This window comes from Listeria rocourtiae FSL F6-920 (assembly GCF_000525975.1).
Lineage (GTDB): Bacteria > Bacillota > Bacilli > Lactobacillales > Listeriaceae > Listeria_A > Listeria_A rocourtiae.
In genome coordinates this window covers 23,567-39,352 of sequence record NZ_AODK01000020.1, presented here as the reverse complement: position 1 = coordinate 39,352, position 15,786 = coordinate 23,567, and the positions used below count along the sequence as shown (strand labels likewise).

Below are 15,786 nucleotides of genomic sequence, written 5' to 3'. Positions count from 1 at the left end.
AGAACTTTACCAGTTTTTTTTTTTGCCAATACAGCTTACTAAATTGACTCGCTTATCTGTATATGCTACTGTTTCAGAAGAAATTCCGTATTTAGTAAGTTGTTTCAATAAATAATCAGCTACTTCTTTCTCATTTCCATTTGTGGAATCGATATTAACCAAGTCCTTCAACAGGATTATTTTTTCTTGTTTATTCATCTTACATCATCCTTTTTTAGATTTGACTCGCTATATCCATCGTATTGCAGAAAAATCCATTAGCAATAATGTTACCATTTCTCAATGTTTTTCAAAATAGCTACTCTTGATTACGCCTAGGCTCAACAATATAAGACAAAATGCATAGATGGTGACGATTTCTCCTGAGCGTGAACTTGAACTTCACACGCCTACACGTCTAAGTAATCACCTCCCTTCATTGGTTTTATTACTATCGATGAAACCTGCTATCTTTTTTATGTTACTATTCCAATCTGATTGCTGTTACGACTTAGAATTTTTGAGTTGAGAACACATTTCCTTAAATTATCGCCATTGGTGAATTATTTAAATTAAGCGCTTACCTAATGGCGTTAAATTATAGACACGGTCTTGCCCATCCATTTCAAAAGCTACAATATCATATGTTGTAAACGTATCTAAAATGTATACAATCTGTTTAATGTCATATACAGAAAGAGATTTTGACAAACCTTTTCGAATACTTTCAAATGATAGCCCCTTCTCATTTAGCTGTTCGAGGAGCGCCAATGCGCATAATTTTTCTTTGACTAGCTCTTTATTTACCATTTATTACCCTCCCATATATAATTTTCATGTTCATATAGTTAATAGCCTACTAGATAAATAATAGCATGTAAAAAAGGGGATATTCTTTTTTGTGTAATATATGCACATTTTTATCTACTTGGAGGGCGATTATGCAAAGCTATGGGCAACATTCAAAAAATTAGAGAGAATAAGTGCCTAATACAGGTACGCGTTGCTGGCACAGATTTATCCCAATCACTGTATGCCAAAATAGAGAAAGGCGAGGTCATGCTAAGCTTTTTAAAATTTAATAGCATCTTAAAAAATCTTGATATCACGTATAATGACTTTTTTTCACAATGTATACAAGCATGGAAGAAATGGGGTGGAAAGCGCACGATGTAAAAGAGATAGTATCTTGTGATTAAAAGGAAGGCGCGAAAGTTATTAAGGAATTATCAAATACAAGAAGGTTACAAGAAGCGATTTCCAGATATAAACAACTCATTTCTTTGAAGGAGAAGGTGGAAGATATGAATATCACACAATGACGTTTTGTAATGCTGGATAAAATGTTAAAACAGATTGGGCGCGTAGGAAAGAAGGTGACTTTTTATTTTCTCTTTTTCTTTCTCCTCTTTTAGTATCACATAACGTGCATTATAATAATGTTATGTGATAGTCTTTATAAAGAGGGCAATTTCCATGAATGAAGTAGAACCAATCAAAGATTTGGCTAAAATTGGATTAATGAAAGATGTGTTAGCAAGAGGAAAATTTGGAAAATACAATGTGTTATTATTTACCACTGGTATTAATACGGCGTACCGGATTTCCGATTTAATTTCGCTGAAGCTTTCCGATGTGCTAGGGATTCATCGAAAAAAGATTCGAGTGAAAGAACGGCTGATTATGAAAGAACAAAAGACGAGCAAAAACAATTCGGTGATCTTAACGAAAAACTGCAGAAAGAGATTTCGGCTTTTGTTGAAGAACAATACCCAGCACGGTATGTAGCGCAAGATTTGGATCACTATTTATTCGTCAGTCGTCAACATCAACCTGGTGGACAACCGATTAGCCGACGCCAAGTATGGGTGGTTTTATCGGAAGCTGGAAAAAAAGCAGGATTGAAACGTATCGGGCCACATAGCATGCGCAAAAACGTTTGGTTATCACTTGTATAAGAATGGAACGGACATCGAGCTGATTCAGGATCTATTGAATCACGCTTCAGCTAAAATTACACTTCGATACATTGGCATTACGCAAGAAGATAAAGATCAAGCAGTTAGCAGTCTGGGATTATGAACATGTTATTAAGAGATGAATGGATGGGAGAGCTGTGGGATGGCAGCGATTATTATTATTATGTTGATATTGGCTATACCGGCGTTGATGTTAGGCCGTAGTAGAGAAATAAAGAAAAGAATCCGAGAGTATTACCGAGAAAATGGGCTGGAGCCAGTAAGTATAAAAATTATGTCTAGTGAAAGTACCGGAACAGCAAATGAGAAGCGGCAACTTCAGAAGTCTGTTGGAGCGAATTGTAAAATTGAGCTTGTGAGGTTAGGGCAAGACTATAAATATGTTGTCTTTCGTGATAAAAAGGTAGTTGAGGTGAAGGATTTTTTGAATGGATTAAAATAGGAGAGAATAGTAACGGAGTATCCTAAAGAGGCATGACTGGTATAGAGGAACAATATAATAGAAGTAGACGGGACGTATGGTTCAGAGTCAGTTGGTTTACTTTATTTTGTTGCCATAATGGAATAGAAAATAAGATGCTCATGTCCACACCCAAACACCCTAGCTGCGGTAACAGCTAGGGTGTTTATTTGGGGTTAGAAATAGACGTCGTTTACTTGTTGTTATTGCGCCGAGCTTCTAACATGTGCTTGAAAAACGCAATCGCGCAGCCAACCACAACCTGGGCAATAATGCTTGAAAATAAGATGGTCACCCTTCGCGAAAATGTTCGTCAAAGGGTAGACGATTGTTTTATTGTACCGTAGATAGAATAATTACCGAAATCACAAAAAACGACTGGCATAAAAAAAACAAAAAAAGAAGATGCTTTTTATCATCGTCGGCGTGACTCCTTCGTAGGCTATTTTTCACGAGAAATCAAAGCATTCCACTTCATGAGGCCGCCTTTTACATTGATTACATTGTAGCCTCGTTTATGTAAATATTGTGTCGCTATTTTACTACGTGCTCCTGAATGACAAATAATGTATACCGGCGAAGTATAGTGAAATGTTCTCAGCTTTGTCAACGGAATATTTTGTGAACCTGAAATATGGCCGTTGACATATTCAAACTTCTCTCTAACGTCAACAATCACCGGATTTTCAGCTAGTTTCTCAGCTAATTCTGCTACCGTTACAGAAGGAACTTTTTTAAATAAAGACACATTATCCACCACCTTTTCAAATCATATTATGTCATCTGTTTGTAATGTGAGTGTCTCAGAAACGGATTGTTTTTGATAATTAATATTGTATCATAGATGAGTCATAAAAAAATCCTTGTCACAGCTTTTTTTTTCGTTAGATGTGGATGTTTGCTCGGCAACTTTTTTGTAGTTCCCGATAGGTATTTATAATCCTCTTCTCCACCATAACCAGTGTCTGCGCCGATGTAATCTGGAAGGCCTCCTAATTGCTTTTCAAACGAAGATAAAAAGGGAAGGAAGCACCGCGTATCTGTAGGTCGTTGAAAAATGGCACAATGCAAGATAAATTGATTTTCTGTGGCAATTTGAACATGATACCCTGCTTTTAACTGTCCATTTCGCATGTGATCCGCTTTCATTCACATGATGGTCGCATCCCTATCTGTTTTAGAAAAGCTATTTCGATCATAAAGAGGTTTGGTGAAAAATTAGGTGAAGTAGTTTTTCTACAGTCTGAGTGTTATATGACGCTTTTTTTCTATAACAAACTAGACATCAATCATTGCAAGCCCTGTTACAGCATCACTTTCTTCTTCAAACATTTACAATAATGTCGTAAATACAGATTAACTGATATAATGAATCAGAACATGGTTTTAATTTTTTAGAGATGAGGAAAGCCAATGGATAAACAAAAACAGCAACTAAGTATTGAAGTTGCGCGCCTGTATTATCAATCTGATTACAGTCAACAAGAGATTGCCAGCCAACTCGGAATTTCGCGCCCGACTGTATCCCGACTTTTGCAATTCGCTAAAGAAAGTGGTTACGTGGAAATCAAAGTTACCGATCCATTCGCCGACTTGGATGCGTTGGAAACAGCGCTCCGAGAAAAATATAACTTAAAAGAAGCGCATGTCGTTTTTTCACCGACTACCGAATATACAACAATTACCGACTTCCTTAGCAAAAAAGGTGCAGAATATCTTGAAGAAACCGTTAAAAATGGTGATATTCTTGGCGTCAGTTGGGGAACAACAATGTATGAAGTCGCGAAAAAAATCCGACCGCAAGATGTGCGTGGTGTTGAAGTGATTCAATTAAAAGGTGGGATTAGTCATTCCAACGTCAATACATACGCATCCGAAACGATTTCCCTATTCGCCGAAAACTTCCAAACGATGCCACGTCACTTACCGCTCCCTGTTATTTTTGATAATGCTACCGTCAAAGAAATGGTGGAGCAGGATCGTCACATCCACCACATCATCGAGATGGGGAAACAGGCGAATATCGCGGTTTTCACTGTCGGAACCGTTCGCGATGAGGCTCTCCTTTTCCGACTCGGCTATTTTAATGAAATAGAGAAGAAGCTACTAAAAACAAAAGGCGTTGGAGATATTTGTTCCCGTTTTTACGACAGGGACGGCCAAATTTGTAGTTCGGAAATCGATGCTCGCACAATCGGTATCGAACTCGAATCACTTAAGCAAAAAGAGCGTTCCATCCTTATTGCAGGTGGTGCAAGGAAAGTTGCAGCGATTCATGGTGCGCTTCAAGGAGAGTATGCCAACATTCTAATAACCGATCAGTTCACCGCGAAAGAATTAGTTCGATAGTAGCTTTTTGAAACCACGCAGTCACGATATGAACATAATTTCATATATAACTTTACAAATGTTCATATCTGTATTATGATGAAGACAAATAATAGAAAAGCGAGGAGATTACTCATGACGAATATCGCCAAAATGATCGACCATACAGCTTTAAAACCAGAAACTACGAAGGAAATGATTCTAAAACTAACAGCAGAAGCGAAGCAATTCAATTTTGCATCTGTTTGTGTGAACCCTACGTGGATTGAGCTAGCTCATGAACAATTAGCAGGGACAGGTGTAGATGTTTGTACCGTTATCGGCTTCCCACTTGGTGCCAACACAAGCGTTACTAAAGCGTTCGAAGCATCAGACGCTATCCAAAAAGGTGCAACAGAAGTCGATATGGTTATCAATATTGGTGCTTTAAAAGACAAAGATGACGCTTTAGTTGAGTCAGATATTAAAGCAGTTGTCGATGCAGCTAAAGGAAAAGCTTTAGTTAAAGTCATCATCGAAACATGTCTATTAACGGATGAAGAAAAAGAGCGAGCATGCCGTTTAGCGGTAGCAGCAGGAACGGATTTTGTCAAAACATCGACTGGGTTTTCGACAGGTGGCGCAACCGTGGAAGACATTGCATTGATGCGCAAAACGGTCGGACCTGATATTGGTGTAAAGGCTTCAGGCGGAATTCGCACAAAAGAAGATGTAGATAAAATGATCGAAGCAGGTGCAACACGTATCGGAGCAAGCGCTGGCGTGTCGATTGTTTCAGGAAATGACGCAAATCCGAAAGATAACTATTAACAAAACCGTCAAAATGTGGCATGATGGAGGAGAAGTAATTTTTCCTGTGAAAAGAGGCGAGCCACATTGGGTGCAACGATTCGAGATATTGCAGAAAAAACGGGTGTTTCCATTACGACTATTTCCCAGATACTAAACGGTAAAGGGAGTCGTTTCAGTGAAGCAACGAGAAATAAAGTGTTTCAAACCGCAAAAGATTTAGCCTACAAACCAAACTTTTTTGCGAAAAATATGGTGACGAATCGGACGAATACGATTGGTATGATTGTACCGGAAGTAACGGACCCATTTTTTTTCGCAAATGGTGAAGGGCGCAGAGGATTATTTGAACGCGCATGATTATATGATCTTACTATGTAATTCTTCGCAGGACAGTAAGCGTGAGGACTTATATGTGGAGGAGCTTTTGCATCGAGCTGTGGATGGATTGATAATTGCCAGTCCAAATATTTTGGCATCCAATGTGTTTACGCAACTAGAAGCGCTACATAAACCATATATTTTGCTGGATCGCAAACGGCATCATCGCGAGGAAGGCAATATTTTTATTGATGACTATGAAGGCGGATACATGGCAACGGAGCACCTGATATCGTTAGGTCACACGAACATTGGGATTATCACATCGGATGATTCTTTCTATTCGGTAGAAGAGCGCTTACAGGGCTATCAAGCTTCACTAAAAGAGCACGGAATATTAGGCTCACCGGCGTGGATTATGGAAGGCGATCAGACAATGTCAGGTGGCTATATCGCATCGAAAAAGTTGCTGGAAACCGCTGATATAACAGCCTTGTTCGTAACGAACGATCAAATGGCGGCAGGAGCATATCGCGCAGCACTTGAACTCGGCATCGCAATTCCAGACGATCTTTCTGTTATTGGCTTCGACGACATCGAACTAGCAGAATACATGGCACCAACGCTAACAACAATCCGTCAACCAATATACGACATCGGTAAAACAGCTGCCAAATACCTACTAAAAGCAATCCAAAATCCAAACGAAAAAATGGCAAACAAAAAAATGCCACTCGACCTCATTGTCCGCGAGAGCACAAAGAAACGAATAGTAAACGCAGAATAAAGGTAGAATTTCGCTAAAACGAGTAAAAACACAGAACGCCGGCCTAACAGGAGAAACCGCAAAATTTCGGCGGAGTGACAGTTGCTCATATTCTAGGCAAAGTCGAGCACTGGAGCGGAGCATACTAGGGTATGTGAGCACCAGAGCGCAGACTTTAACGACGAAGATGAATAGCTGTCGCTCCGCCGAAAGATGGATATTGTTTCACATAGGATACAATTGATGATATACTGTTATCGGTAAACCGTTTTACTTTTTTGAGCTCCGAATGTAACCGCTTGCTGAAAAGGTTAGCATTTTTCTAGTAAATCGCTTTACTAGTTGTAGCACAGATAGTTCCATACTTTAAATTATTGGGGGATTCATAATGAAATTTCTAATTGGTATCATTGGTTTGATTGTCGTTCTAGGTGTCGCTTGGATTGCGAGTAACGACCGCAGAAAAGTGAAATACAGACCAATCGTCGTTATGATTGTTTTACAGTTTATCTTAGGTTTTATACTACTGAACACGAGTGCGGGAAATTGGCTTATTCGTGGAATTGCGAATGGATTTGGTAAATTATTAGCATATGCCGCAGAAGGTGTGAATTTTGTATTCGGTGGACTCGTGAACACGGGTCAATCATCATTTTTCCTAAGCGTATTGCTACCGATTGTCTTTATTTCCGCGCTAATCGGGATTTTACAACATTGGCGTATTTTGCCGTTTATTATTAAATATATTGGACTTGCGCTGAGTAAGGTCAACGGAATGGGGAAATTAGAATCATATAACGCGGTTGCTTCCGCAATTCTTGGACAATCTGAGGTTTTTATTTCCGTGAAGAAAGAACTTGGATTACTACCGAAGCACCGTCTTTATACGCTATGTGCTTCCGCAATGTCAACCGTTTCTATGAGCATCGTCGGCTCTTATATGGTACTCTTAAAGCCAGAGTATGTCGTAACAGCATTGGTTCTTAATCTATTCGGAGGTTTCATCATCGCATCGATTATCAATCCATACGAAGTCACGGAGCAAGAAGATATCCTCGAGGTAAAAGAAGAAGCCAAACAAAGCTTTTTCGAAGTGTTAGGCGAGTATATTATGGACGGTTTTAAAGTAGCGATTACAGTTGCTGCAATGTTGATTGGATTCGTTGCGATTATTGCGATGATTAATGCGATTTTCAGCGGTATTTTCGGTCTTTCGTTCCAAGAATTACTCGGTTACGTTTTTGCACCATTTGCATTTTTAGTTGGGGTTCCATGGGATGAAGCAGTTAAAGCAGGGAGTATTATGGCGACTAAAATGGTATCCAATGAATTCGTCGCGATGACGGATTTAGCAGATGGCAATTTCGATTTTTCAGGCAGAACGACCGCGATTGTATCCGTATTCCTCGTATCTTTTGCTAATTTTTCATCTATCGGTATTATCGCCGGAGCAGTCAAAAGCTTGAACGACAAGCAAGGCATCGTTGTCGCACGTTTTGGTCTGAAACTGTTATTCGGCGCCACATTAGTTAGTTTCTTAACAGCCACAATCGTTGGTTTAATCTATTAAGGAGGTTTTTCAAAATGGCATTTAAAAGAATTCACGTTGTAGTTATGGACTCGGTAGGTATTGGTGAGGCGCCAGACGCAGCGCAATTTGATGATTTTGACGTTGATACATTAGGGCACATCGCGCGCGAAAAAGGAGGGCTAAAAATGCCAAATATGGCGATGCTTGGTCTGTCTAATATTCGCGAAATCGCAGGCGTACCTGTTGCAGATAAGCCACAAGCCTACTTCACAAAAATGCAAGAAACATCCGCAGGTAAAGATACGATGACAGGGCATTGGGAAATTATGGGCCTTTACATTGACACACCATTTCGCGTCTTCCCAGATGGTTTCCCAGACGAACTTATCAAAAAAATAGAGGACTTCTCTGGTCGCAAAGTAATCGGAAATAAACCGGCGAGTGGTACAGAAATCATGGAAGAACTCGGGGAAGAACAATTGGCAACAGGCGCTTTAATCGTGTATACATCCGCTGATTCTGTTTTACAAATTGCTGCAAATGAAGAGTTGATTCCACTTGAAGAATTATATCGTATTTGCGAATATTGCCGAGAAATTACGCGTGATGAGCCATACATGCTTGGTCGTATTATCGCTCGCCCATTTGTTGGAAAAACAGCAAAGACATTCGAGCGTACAGCAAACCGTCATGATTACGCGCTAAAACCATTCGACAAGACAGTGATGGATCATTTGAAAGATGGTGGCTTAGACTCGATTGCAATCGGCAAAATTTCGGATATCTTTGATGATGAAGGTGTTACAAGATCGATTCGCACGAAGTCAAACATGGATGGTATGGATAAATTTATCGACTTATTAAGCGAAGATTTTCATGGCATGAGTTTCCTAAATCTTGTTGACTTTGATGCGTTGTTCGGTCATCGTCGCGATCCAATCGGTTACGGTGATGCGCTGGAAGCATTTGATGCGAGACTTCCAGAAGTGTTTGCAAATATGAAAGAAGATGATTTGTTACTTATTACAGCTGATCATGGGAATGACCCAACGTATCGCGGCACCGACCACACACGTGAATATGTGCCATTGTTAGCCTATTCGAAACAATTCAAAGACGGCGGTAAAGAGCTTGATTTGCGCAAAACATTTGCTGATTTAGGCGCGACCGTTGCAGATAATTTTAAAGTGAAAATTCCTGAGTACGGTGAGAGCTTCTTAAACGACTTAAAATAAAAAAGGATTGGTGAACGAAAATGAGAATGGTAGACGTAATTTCGAAAAAGCGTGATGGTAAAGAATTAACGACCGAGGAAATCGGGTTCGTAGTAGATGGTTACACAGCTGGTAAGATTCCAGATTACCAAGTTAGTGCACTGGCTATGGCGATTTTCTTCCAAGATATGACGGATCGCGAGCGTGCAGATTTGACAATGGCGATGGTTAATTCCGGTGAAACGATTGATTTGTCGGCGATTGATGGCATTAAGGTGGACAAGCACTCGACTGGTGGCGTTGGAGATACGACAACACTAGTATTAGCGCCACTTGTTGCAGCACTTGATGTACCGGTTGCAAAAATGTCTGGTCGCGGATTAGGTCATACGGGAGGAACAATTGATAAATTAGAGGCGATTGAAGGTTTCCATGTAGAAATCACCAAAGAGCAGTTTATCGATTTGGTGAACCGTGATAAAGTTGCGGTTATTGGTCAATCCGGTAATCTAACTCCTGCTGATAAAAAACTGTATGCATTACGTGATGTAACTGGCACGGTAAATTCGATTCCACTTATTGCAAGCTCGATTATGAGTAAGAAAATTGCAGCAGGTGCTGATGCGATTGTTTTGGATGTTAAAACGGGTGCTGGTGCCTTTATGAAAACAGATAAAGACGCAGAAAACTTAGCACATGCGATGGTTCGGATTGGGAATAATGTTGGTCGACAAACGATGGCAGTTATTTCAGATATGTCGCAGCCACTTGGCTTTGCGATTGGTAATGCCTTGGAAGTGCAAGAAGCAATTGATACATTAAAAGGCGAAGGGCCGGAAGATTTAACAGAATTAGTTTTAATTTTAGGAAGTCAAATGGTTGTTTTAGCTAAGAAAGCGAATGACTTGGACGAAGCACGAGCGATGCTGAAAGAAGTAATGGCAAATGGAAAAGCTTTAGCGAAATTCAAAGACTTTTTGAACAACCAAGGCGGGGACGGTTCGGTTGTAGATGATCCAAGTAAATTGCCACAAGCGAAGTTCAAGATCGATGTGCCAGCAAAAGAAAGCGGTGTTGTTGCGGAGATTGTTGCGGATGAAATTGGTATTGCTGCGATGCTTTTAGGCGCAGGACGTGCGACGAAAGAGGACGAAATTGACTTAGCAGTTGGTATTATGTTGCGCAAGAAGGTTGGCGATAAAGTGGAGATTGGTGAGCCACTTGTAACAATTTACGCGAATAAAGAAGATGTGAAGGCAGTTGAAGCGAAGATTTACGAAAATATTCGAGTGAGCGACAAGGCAGATGCGCCTAGGTTGATTCATACGATTATTACGGAATAAGATACAGAGAACAACCCACCGATGTCCATCTGGATCGGTGGGTTGTTCTTATTTAGAATCCATATGGATGCGAGCATGTAATCCACCAGTGGTTCTTAAGAAGTCTAATATGCTGAATTAGAATCTCAATACAATGAAACTGCCTTCCTCTTAGCTAGCTCCTCGAAAGCTTCACGTTCACAGTAAAAATCAATTAAAATGCTGTCAGTCTCGCGGCTCGACTACCTATCGATTCACTAAATCAAACGAAATGACTGTTTGAAAGTTCATCAACATAACGGTCTGTTTCAGCACTTAGATTTATCTGGCTTCAACAGTCAACCTCTCGAAAATTTCGTTGCCTCCGTAAAAACCAAAAGAGGGTTTTCCCTGCGCCCCTTAACAATTTTTGTCGCGGTTAAACGGTCTGTTTCAGCACTTAGGCTTACACAACATAAAATATAATACAATCATCACTCTGTGAGACTTTATTAAAAAAAGTCCGCAGTGCTTGGAAATTTATTCGTAATTCTTTTTCTAACTTATCTTTCTTTGTTCGCCAATTTATCCCGTATAAACCGGCTTTCTTCAATTCTTTGAAATCATACATTGCTAGGAATTCGTCTTCGGTGATACTGAATAGGGCATCTTTTGCCATACGGACTTGCTCAGGGTAAATGAAATATACGGTTGCTAAAGAATCGCGAATTTCATTTTCTATCTTAAGTGGCACAATATAACCCCAGGGTGATTTTCCGTTTTTTTTTCTTCCCGCAAAAGATATAATGAATAATCTCCCAGTATTCATCTAGCGACAGTAACATTGGAAGCGTGAAAACAGATTCATATCCCGATTTTATTTCTCGCATACCCGGCTCGTCAATGTAATAATAATATCCATGTAATGCCATTTTTTTGTTCCCCTTTCAAGTTGCTATTTGTCTCATTCGCTCTCCATAGTGAAGCTAACTATTATCGTTTCACTATGACAAAGATAATTATGCTTAATTTTAGTTGATTTGTCAACGAAATGCTTAACTGTGTAACTTTGTAGTCGATAGTGGTAGAATTAAGAACAAATGTTTCTAGTTTTGGTGAATAGGGTAAATTAATAAATGTGTTTTTAATGACAAACTGAAAGGGAAGTGACCCATGATACGCTTTGAAAATGTAACGAAACAATACCAAAATGGCGAACATGCTGTCAAAAATGTTAATTTGAATATAAAAGATGGCGAGTTTTTTGTGTTTATTGGACCGAGTGGGTGCGGTAAAACGACGACACTAAAAATGATTAATCGTCTTATTCCGCTTACAACAGGCACTATCTATATCGATGAAAAACGAATCAGTGATTATAATATTCACGAACTGCGCTGGAATATCGGCTATGTGTTGCAACAAATTGCACTTTTTCCACATATGACAATTGAAGAAAATATTGCGATTGTGCCAGAACTTAAGAAATGGGAGAAGGAGAAGACGCAGAATCGGATTACCGAATTATTGAATAGCGTTGGTTTGGATGCAGAAAGTTATCGCAATCGCAAGCCAGCAGAACTTTCCGGTGGTGAGCAACAACGTGTTGGTGTAGTCCGTGCTTTAGCCGCTGATCCAGAAATTATTTTGATGGATGAACCGTTCAGTGCGCTGGATCCAATTAGCCGCCAAAAATTGCAACAAGACATGATTGTGTTACAACGCAAAATCAAAAAAAACAATCGTATTTGTTACGCATGATATGCAAGAGGCATTGATGCTTGGGGATCGAATTTGTATTATGAAAGACGGCGAGATTGTGCAATGTGATACACCGAATGAAATTTTGCGAAATCCAGCGAATGAGTTTGTACAAAATTTCTTGGAATCAGGTAATGTGAATCAGCATGTACTATCGTCTAAATTCACTGTGCAAGATATGGTGGAACAGGGCTATTTTGAGGCGCGTTTAGTTGATGGAGAGGCCGATTTTGGTTCGCTAATTGCAGTAGAAGCATTACTACAACAATTAGCGAATCAGGCGACCGTATCTGTTGAAAAAGAAGGTAGGCCGGTGGGAATAATCACCCAACAACATATCATCCAATTTCTTGCAAAACAGCTAGAAAGAGAGGCTGAGCGTGTATGAGCAAATTAATTGATACGTTTCAAGTACGGCAGGATGCTCTCTGGGCTGCACTCGTTCAGCATATTGAACTATCCTTTATTTCACTCTTTATTGCCGTTTTTATCGCTGTTCCGCTTGGCATTTATTTAACGAATCATAAGCGTGCTGCTGAGCCAATCATCCAAGTGACCGCTATTTTGCAAACAATCCCATCGCTCGCTTTGCTTGGTCTGCTAATTCCGCTTGTTGGAATTGGTACAGTACCGGCGATTATCGCACTTGTTATCTATGCTTTACTACCAATTTTGCGGAATACATATACTGGAATTAAAGAAATTGATCCAGTTTTGATGGAAGCCGCTGAAGCAATGGGGATGAACAAATGGAAAAAACTATATAAAGTTCAATTACCACTTGCGATGCCAGTCATTATGGCGGGGATTCGTACAGCAATGGTTCTAATTATTGGAACGGCTACACTCGCAGCGCTTATCGGAGCTGGCGGACTAGGGGATCTTATCCTGCTAGGAATTGATCGCAATGACAACAGTTTAATCCTGCTTGGAGCTATACCAGCCGCCTTACTTGCAATTTTATTCGATGTCATTTTACGCTATATGGAAAAAGCGACGTTCAAGCGTACACTTATCACGATTGCCGGTGCACTTGTTATCACTGCTAGCGTCATCATTGCACCATATTTTACCGGTCCGCAAAAAGAACTCGTTATCGCTGGAAAACTAGGTTCGGAGCCGGAAATTCTTATCAATATGTACAAACAACTCATTGAAAATGACACTGATTTAAGCGTCAAAGTCAAACCAAATTTAGGGAAAACAAGCTTCGTTTATAACGCATTAAAATCAGGCGATGTCGATATTTATCCAGAGTTTACAGGAACAGTTTTGGAGACTTTCCTCAAAGAACCAGCAAAAAAATCATGACCCAGAAGCTGTATATGAACAAGCACGTGATGGACTTGCCAAAACCGAGAAAATGGCTTTCTTGAAACCAATGAAATATAATAACACATATGCCGTTGCGGTCGCACCACAATTTGCAAAAGCGTATAATCTAAAAACTATCTCAGATCTAAAAGCCGTGCAAAACTCGGTTAAAGCAGGGTTCACACTCGAATTTTCCGATCGTGATGACGGTTACAAAGGCTTGCAGAAACTATATGGTTTGACATTTGATTCATTAAAAACAATGGAGCCAAAATTACGCTATTCCGCTTTAAAAGCAGGCGATATCAACACACTTGATGCCTACTCAACAGATAGCGAGATTGCGCAATACAAGCTCAAGGTACTTCAAGATGACAAGCAACTCTTTCCACCATATCAAGGAGCACCACTCATGTTAGAATCTACCTTAAAAAAAATACCCGGAACTAAAAGAACCACTAGAAAAACTGGCGGGTAAAATCACAGATCAGGAAATGAGTGAAATGAACTACGAAGTTAACGTTAAAGGTAAATCTGCGGAAGAAGTAGCCAAGAACTATCTTAAAAAAGAAGGTTTACTAAACTAAAAAAAGAAGACAAAATTGGTCACTAGTACCAATTTTGTCTTCTTTTTTTGCTATTTATTTAATAGCCGGTTTCAACCGATGCATTCACAATATACATCAAATCATTCTTATCTGCCTTATCCGCTAGAAAAATCCCGCTAGTCGTCAACATTCCGCCTGGCATCGTTTCTACAGTAACGATCCCGTAAGGAATAATAGCTCGAATCGCCTCAGCATCAAGTAACTCCGCATCTATTGGTAACGCTAGCTTCACATTGACCACCATATTATTCAAATCCTTGTTGGGCAATAAGTCCTTAATTCCCGGCATTGAATTCGTGAAAATGGCATTTCGTACCGCTCGAATCGCAGCTTTCGTAATATCTTGGCCATGCACATCCACTCCGAAACCAGTTTGGATAAATAATATTTTCTTCATCTCATCACGCTCCTATTTAAACAATGCGAATCCTGGTCTTTCTTTAGCATACTGCTCTAAAATATGCATCCAAATGTTTCCTTCTGGATCATCGCTCGCCGATAAAGCAGCAACCATTTGGCGTCTCTGAGCCTCCCCAAGCTCAGCCTCAATTGCAGCTCCGGCCTCTGTTAAAAACACGCAACGTACGCGTTTATCTGTAGCAGCGGGTTCAATAACGATGTATCCCTTTTCTTTTAATTCTAACAACGGTTGATGTAGCGCCTGTTTTGAAACTTCGAGCAACGTCAACAACTCATTCATTTTAATACCAGGTGAGCGCGCCACAAAAAATAAAATTCGGTGATGCGTCCGCGTAATATCATACTTTCCGATGAGTCTATCAGATGTTTCAACAAACGTTTTGTAAGCAAAATAAAATAGAGCGATCTGTTGATTTAATCGATCCTCTTTGTCCATAATGTATCCCCTTTTTCCAAAAATATAAGTTCAGTATAGCATAAATGATGAAAAGTAGGAATACGCGGAAAGAGATGTATTAAAACACCAATTTTAGGGTATGGTTTTAGTGAAGGAGTTGATGATGATGGGAAATAAATATCAACGTATTTTAGTCGCGTTAGATGGTTCTACACAATCGGAAATAGCCTTTTTAAAAGCAGTAGAGCTTTCCAAAGCAACGGATTCAGAACTTGGAATTGCCAGTATAGTGGACATTCGATCATTTTCGCCGAACATTTCATATGACGGTGGATTGGAAAAAGCGGCACACGAGGAGGCAACAGCGAGGCTGGCAGAATATAAGAAGTTGGCCGAAGAAGCTAATATCAAGCAAGTACACACTTTTTTAGAAGTTGGAAACCCAAAAACGTTACTAGCACGCGAAATCCCAGTTGCATTCGATGCTGATGTCTTGATTTGTGGAGCTACGGGTCTCAACCGTATCGAAAAAATCGTATTAGGAAGCGTTTCTGCATACGTTTTACAACACGCAATCTGTGACGTATTAGTAGTCCGTGAAAAATAAAAAAGCATAAT

General features: G+C 39.8%; 18 protein-coding genes and 4 pseudogenes. 13 read left to right on the top strand and 9 right to left on the bottom strand.

Annotated features, from left to right (window positions below):
• Positions 1–6: 6 nt before the first annotated feature.
• Positions 7–198, bottom strand: coding sequence for a hypothetical protein (locus PROCOU_RS07770; RefSeq protein WP_036071165.1), 192 nt, complete (start codon positions 196–198; stop codon positions 7–9).
• A gap of 348 nt (positions 199–546) precedes the next feature.
• Entirely contained in the window at positions 547–789 is a 243-nt protein-coding gene (locus PROCOU_RS07765; protein WP_036071162.1) for a hypothetical protein, read from the bottom strand.
• Positions 790–1,455: 666 nt separating this feature from the next.
• Here PROCOU_RS07765 and PROCOU_RS19290 point away from each other — a divergent pair.
• The 4 genes from PROCOU_RS19290 to PROCOU_RS07750 are packed head-to-tail and all read left to right on the top strand — an operon-like array spanning position 1,456 to position 2,400.
• Positions 1,456–1,767 carry a site-specific integrase gene (locus PROCOU_RS19290; RefSeq protein WP_243832148.1) on the top strand — a complete coding sequence of 104 codons (312 nt, stop codon included), beginning with the start codon at positions 1,456–1,458 and terminating at the stop codon, positions 1,765–1,767.
• Entirely contained in the window at positions 1,713–1,937 is a 225-nt protein-coding gene (locus PROCOU_RS19285; RefSeq protein ID WP_260447831.1) for a tyrosine-type recombinase/integrase, read from the top strand. The genes PROCOU_RS19290 and PROCOU_RS19285 overlap by 55 nt, the downstream gene beginning before the upstream one ends.
• Positions 1,930–2,061, top strand: coding sequence for a site-specific integrase (locus PROCOU_RS19280; protein ID WP_243832147.1), 132 nt, complete (start codon positions 1,930–1,932; stop codon positions 2,059–2,061). The genes PROCOU_RS19285 and PROCOU_RS19280 overlap by 8 nt, the downstream gene beginning before the upstream one ends.
• Before the next feature lie 39 nt (positions 2,062–2,100).
• The gene (locus PROCOU_RS07750; protein ID WP_036071156.1) at positions 2,101–2,400 is read left to right on the top strand and encodes a hypothetical protein; all 300 of its coding nucleotides are present in this window, start codon (positions 2,101–2,103) and stop codon (positions 2,398–2,400) included.
• Positions 2,401–2,611: 211 nt separating this feature from the next.
• Here PROCOU_RS07750 and PROCOU_RS18840 read toward each other — a convergent pair whose 3' ends face one another.
• From PROCOU_RS18840 to PROCOU_RS07740, 3 genes and pseudogenes are all read right to left on the bottom strand, one after another.
• Positions 2,612–2,713 carry a type I toxin-antitoxin system Fst family toxin gene (locus tag PROCOU_RS18840; protein WP_133621142.1) on the bottom strand — a complete coding sequence of 34 codons (102 nt, stop codon included), beginning with the start codon at positions 2,711–2,713 and terminating at the stop codon, positions 2,612–2,614.
• A gap of 147 nt (positions 2,714–2,860) precedes the next feature.
• On the bottom strand, positions 2,861–3,166 hold the full coding sequence (locus PROCOU_RS07745) for a rhodanese-like domain-containing protein (protein WP_036071153.1): 306 nt from the start codon (positions 3,164–3,166) through the stop codon (positions 2,861–2,863).
• 146 nt (positions 3,167–3,312) lie between these two features.
• Positions 3,313–3,621 (bottom strand): annotated as a pseudogene (locus PROCOU_RS07740) (transposase); the annotation flags it as partial.
• A gap of 210 nt (positions 3,622–3,831) precedes the next feature.
• On the opposite strand from PROCOU_RS07740, the gene PROCOU_RS07735 reads away from it, so the two are divergent.
• From PROCOU_RS07735 to PROCOU_RS07710, 6 genes and pseudogenes are all read left to right on the top strand, one after another.
• A complete protein-coding gene (locus PROCOU_RS07735; RefSeq protein WP_036071150.1) occupies positions 3,832–4,767 on the top strand; it encodes a sugar-binding transcriptional regulator in 936 nt (311 codons plus the stop codon).
• A 114-nt stretch (positions 4,768–4,881) separates the two neighbouring features.
• Positions 4,882–5,556 carry a deoxyribose-phosphate aldolase gene (deoC, locus tag PROCOU_RS07730; RefSeq protein ID WP_036071147.1) on the top strand — a complete coding sequence of 225 codons (675 nt, stop codon included), beginning with the start codon at positions 4,882–4,884 and terminating at the stop codon, positions 5,554–5,556.
• A 66-nt stretch (positions 5,557–5,622) separates the two neighbouring features.
• Positions 5,623–6,643 (top strand): annotated as a pseudogene (locus PROCOU_RS07725) (LacI family DNA-binding transcriptional regulator).
• Between the two features lie 367 nt (positions 6,644–7,010).
• A complete protein-coding gene (locus PROCOU_RS07720) occupies positions 7,011–8,192 on the top strand; it encodes a NupC/NupG family nucleoside CNT transporter (protein WP_036071144.1) in 1,182 nt (393 codons plus the stop codon).
• Between the two features lie 14 nt (positions 8,193–8,206).
• Positions 8,207–9,388, top strand: a complete 1,182-nt coding sequence (gene deoB / locus PROCOU_RS07715; RefSeq protein ID WP_036071142.1) for a phosphopentomutase — start codon at positions 8,207–8,209, stop codon at positions 9,386–9,388.
• Between the two features lie 20 nt (positions 9,389–9,408).
• The gene (locus tag PROCOU_RS07710) at positions 9,409–10,710 is read left to right on the top strand and encodes a pyrimidine-nucleoside phosphorylase (protein WP_036071139.1); all 1,302 of its coding nucleotides are present in this window, start codon (positions 9,409–9,411) and stop codon (positions 10,708–10,710) included.
• A gap of 424 nt (positions 10,711–11,134) precedes the next feature.
• On the opposite strand, the gene PROCOU_RS07705 is transcribed toward PROCOU_RS07710, so the two are convergent.
• A complete protein-coding gene (locus PROCOU_RS07705; protein ID WP_036071137.1) occupies positions 11,135–11,422 on the bottom strand; it encodes a DUF1877 family protein in 288 nt (95 codons plus the stop codon).
• Complete coding sequence (locus tag PROCOU_RS17735; protein WP_036071136.1) at positions 11,412–11,600, bottom strand: hypothetical protein; 189 nt, start codon at positions 11,598–11,600, stop codon at positions 11,412–11,414. Before PROCOU_RS17735 ends, PROCOU_RS07705 begins: the two co-directional genes overlap by 11 nt.
• Before the next feature lie 241 nt (positions 11,601–11,841).
• Between PROCOU_RS17735 and PROCOU_RS07695 the strand changes: the two are divergent.
• Both PROCOU_RS07695 and PROCOU_RS07690 read left to right on the top strand, forming a co-directional pair.
• Positions 11,842–12,817 (top strand): annotated as a pseudogene (locus PROCOU_RS07695) (ABC transporter ATP-binding protein).
• A pseudogene (locus PROCOU_RS07690) lies at positions 12,814–14,330 on the top strand (ABC transporter permease/substrate-binding protein). The pseudogenes PROCOU_RS07695 and PROCOU_RS07690 overlap by 4 nt, the downstream one beginning before the upstream one ends.
• 58 nt (positions 14,331–14,388) lie before the next feature.
• Here PROCOU_RS07690 and PROCOU_RS07685 read toward each other — a convergent pair.
• Positions 14,389–14,748, bottom strand: coding sequence for a Lin0512 family protein (locus PROCOU_RS07685; RefSeq protein ID WP_036071134.1), 360 nt, complete (start codon positions 14,746–14,748; stop codon positions 14,389–14,391).
• 12 nt (positions 14,749–14,760) lie between these two features.
• On the bottom strand, positions 14,761–15,207 hold the full coding sequence (locus tag PROCOU_RS07680) for a MarR family winged helix-turn-helix transcriptional regulator (protein ID WP_036071133.1): 447 nt from the start codon (positions 15,205–15,207) through the stop codon (positions 14,761–14,763).
• Positions 15,208–15,334: 127 nt separating this feature from the next.
• On the opposite strand from PROCOU_RS07680, the gene PROCOU_RS07675 reads away from it, so the two are divergent.
• The gene (locus PROCOU_RS07675; protein WP_036071131.1) at positions 15,335–15,775 is read left to right on the top strand and encodes a universal stress protein; all 441 of its coding nucleotides are present in this window, start codon (positions 15,335–15,337) and stop codon (positions 15,773–15,775) included.
• Positions 15,776–15,786 lie beyond the last annotated feature (11 nt).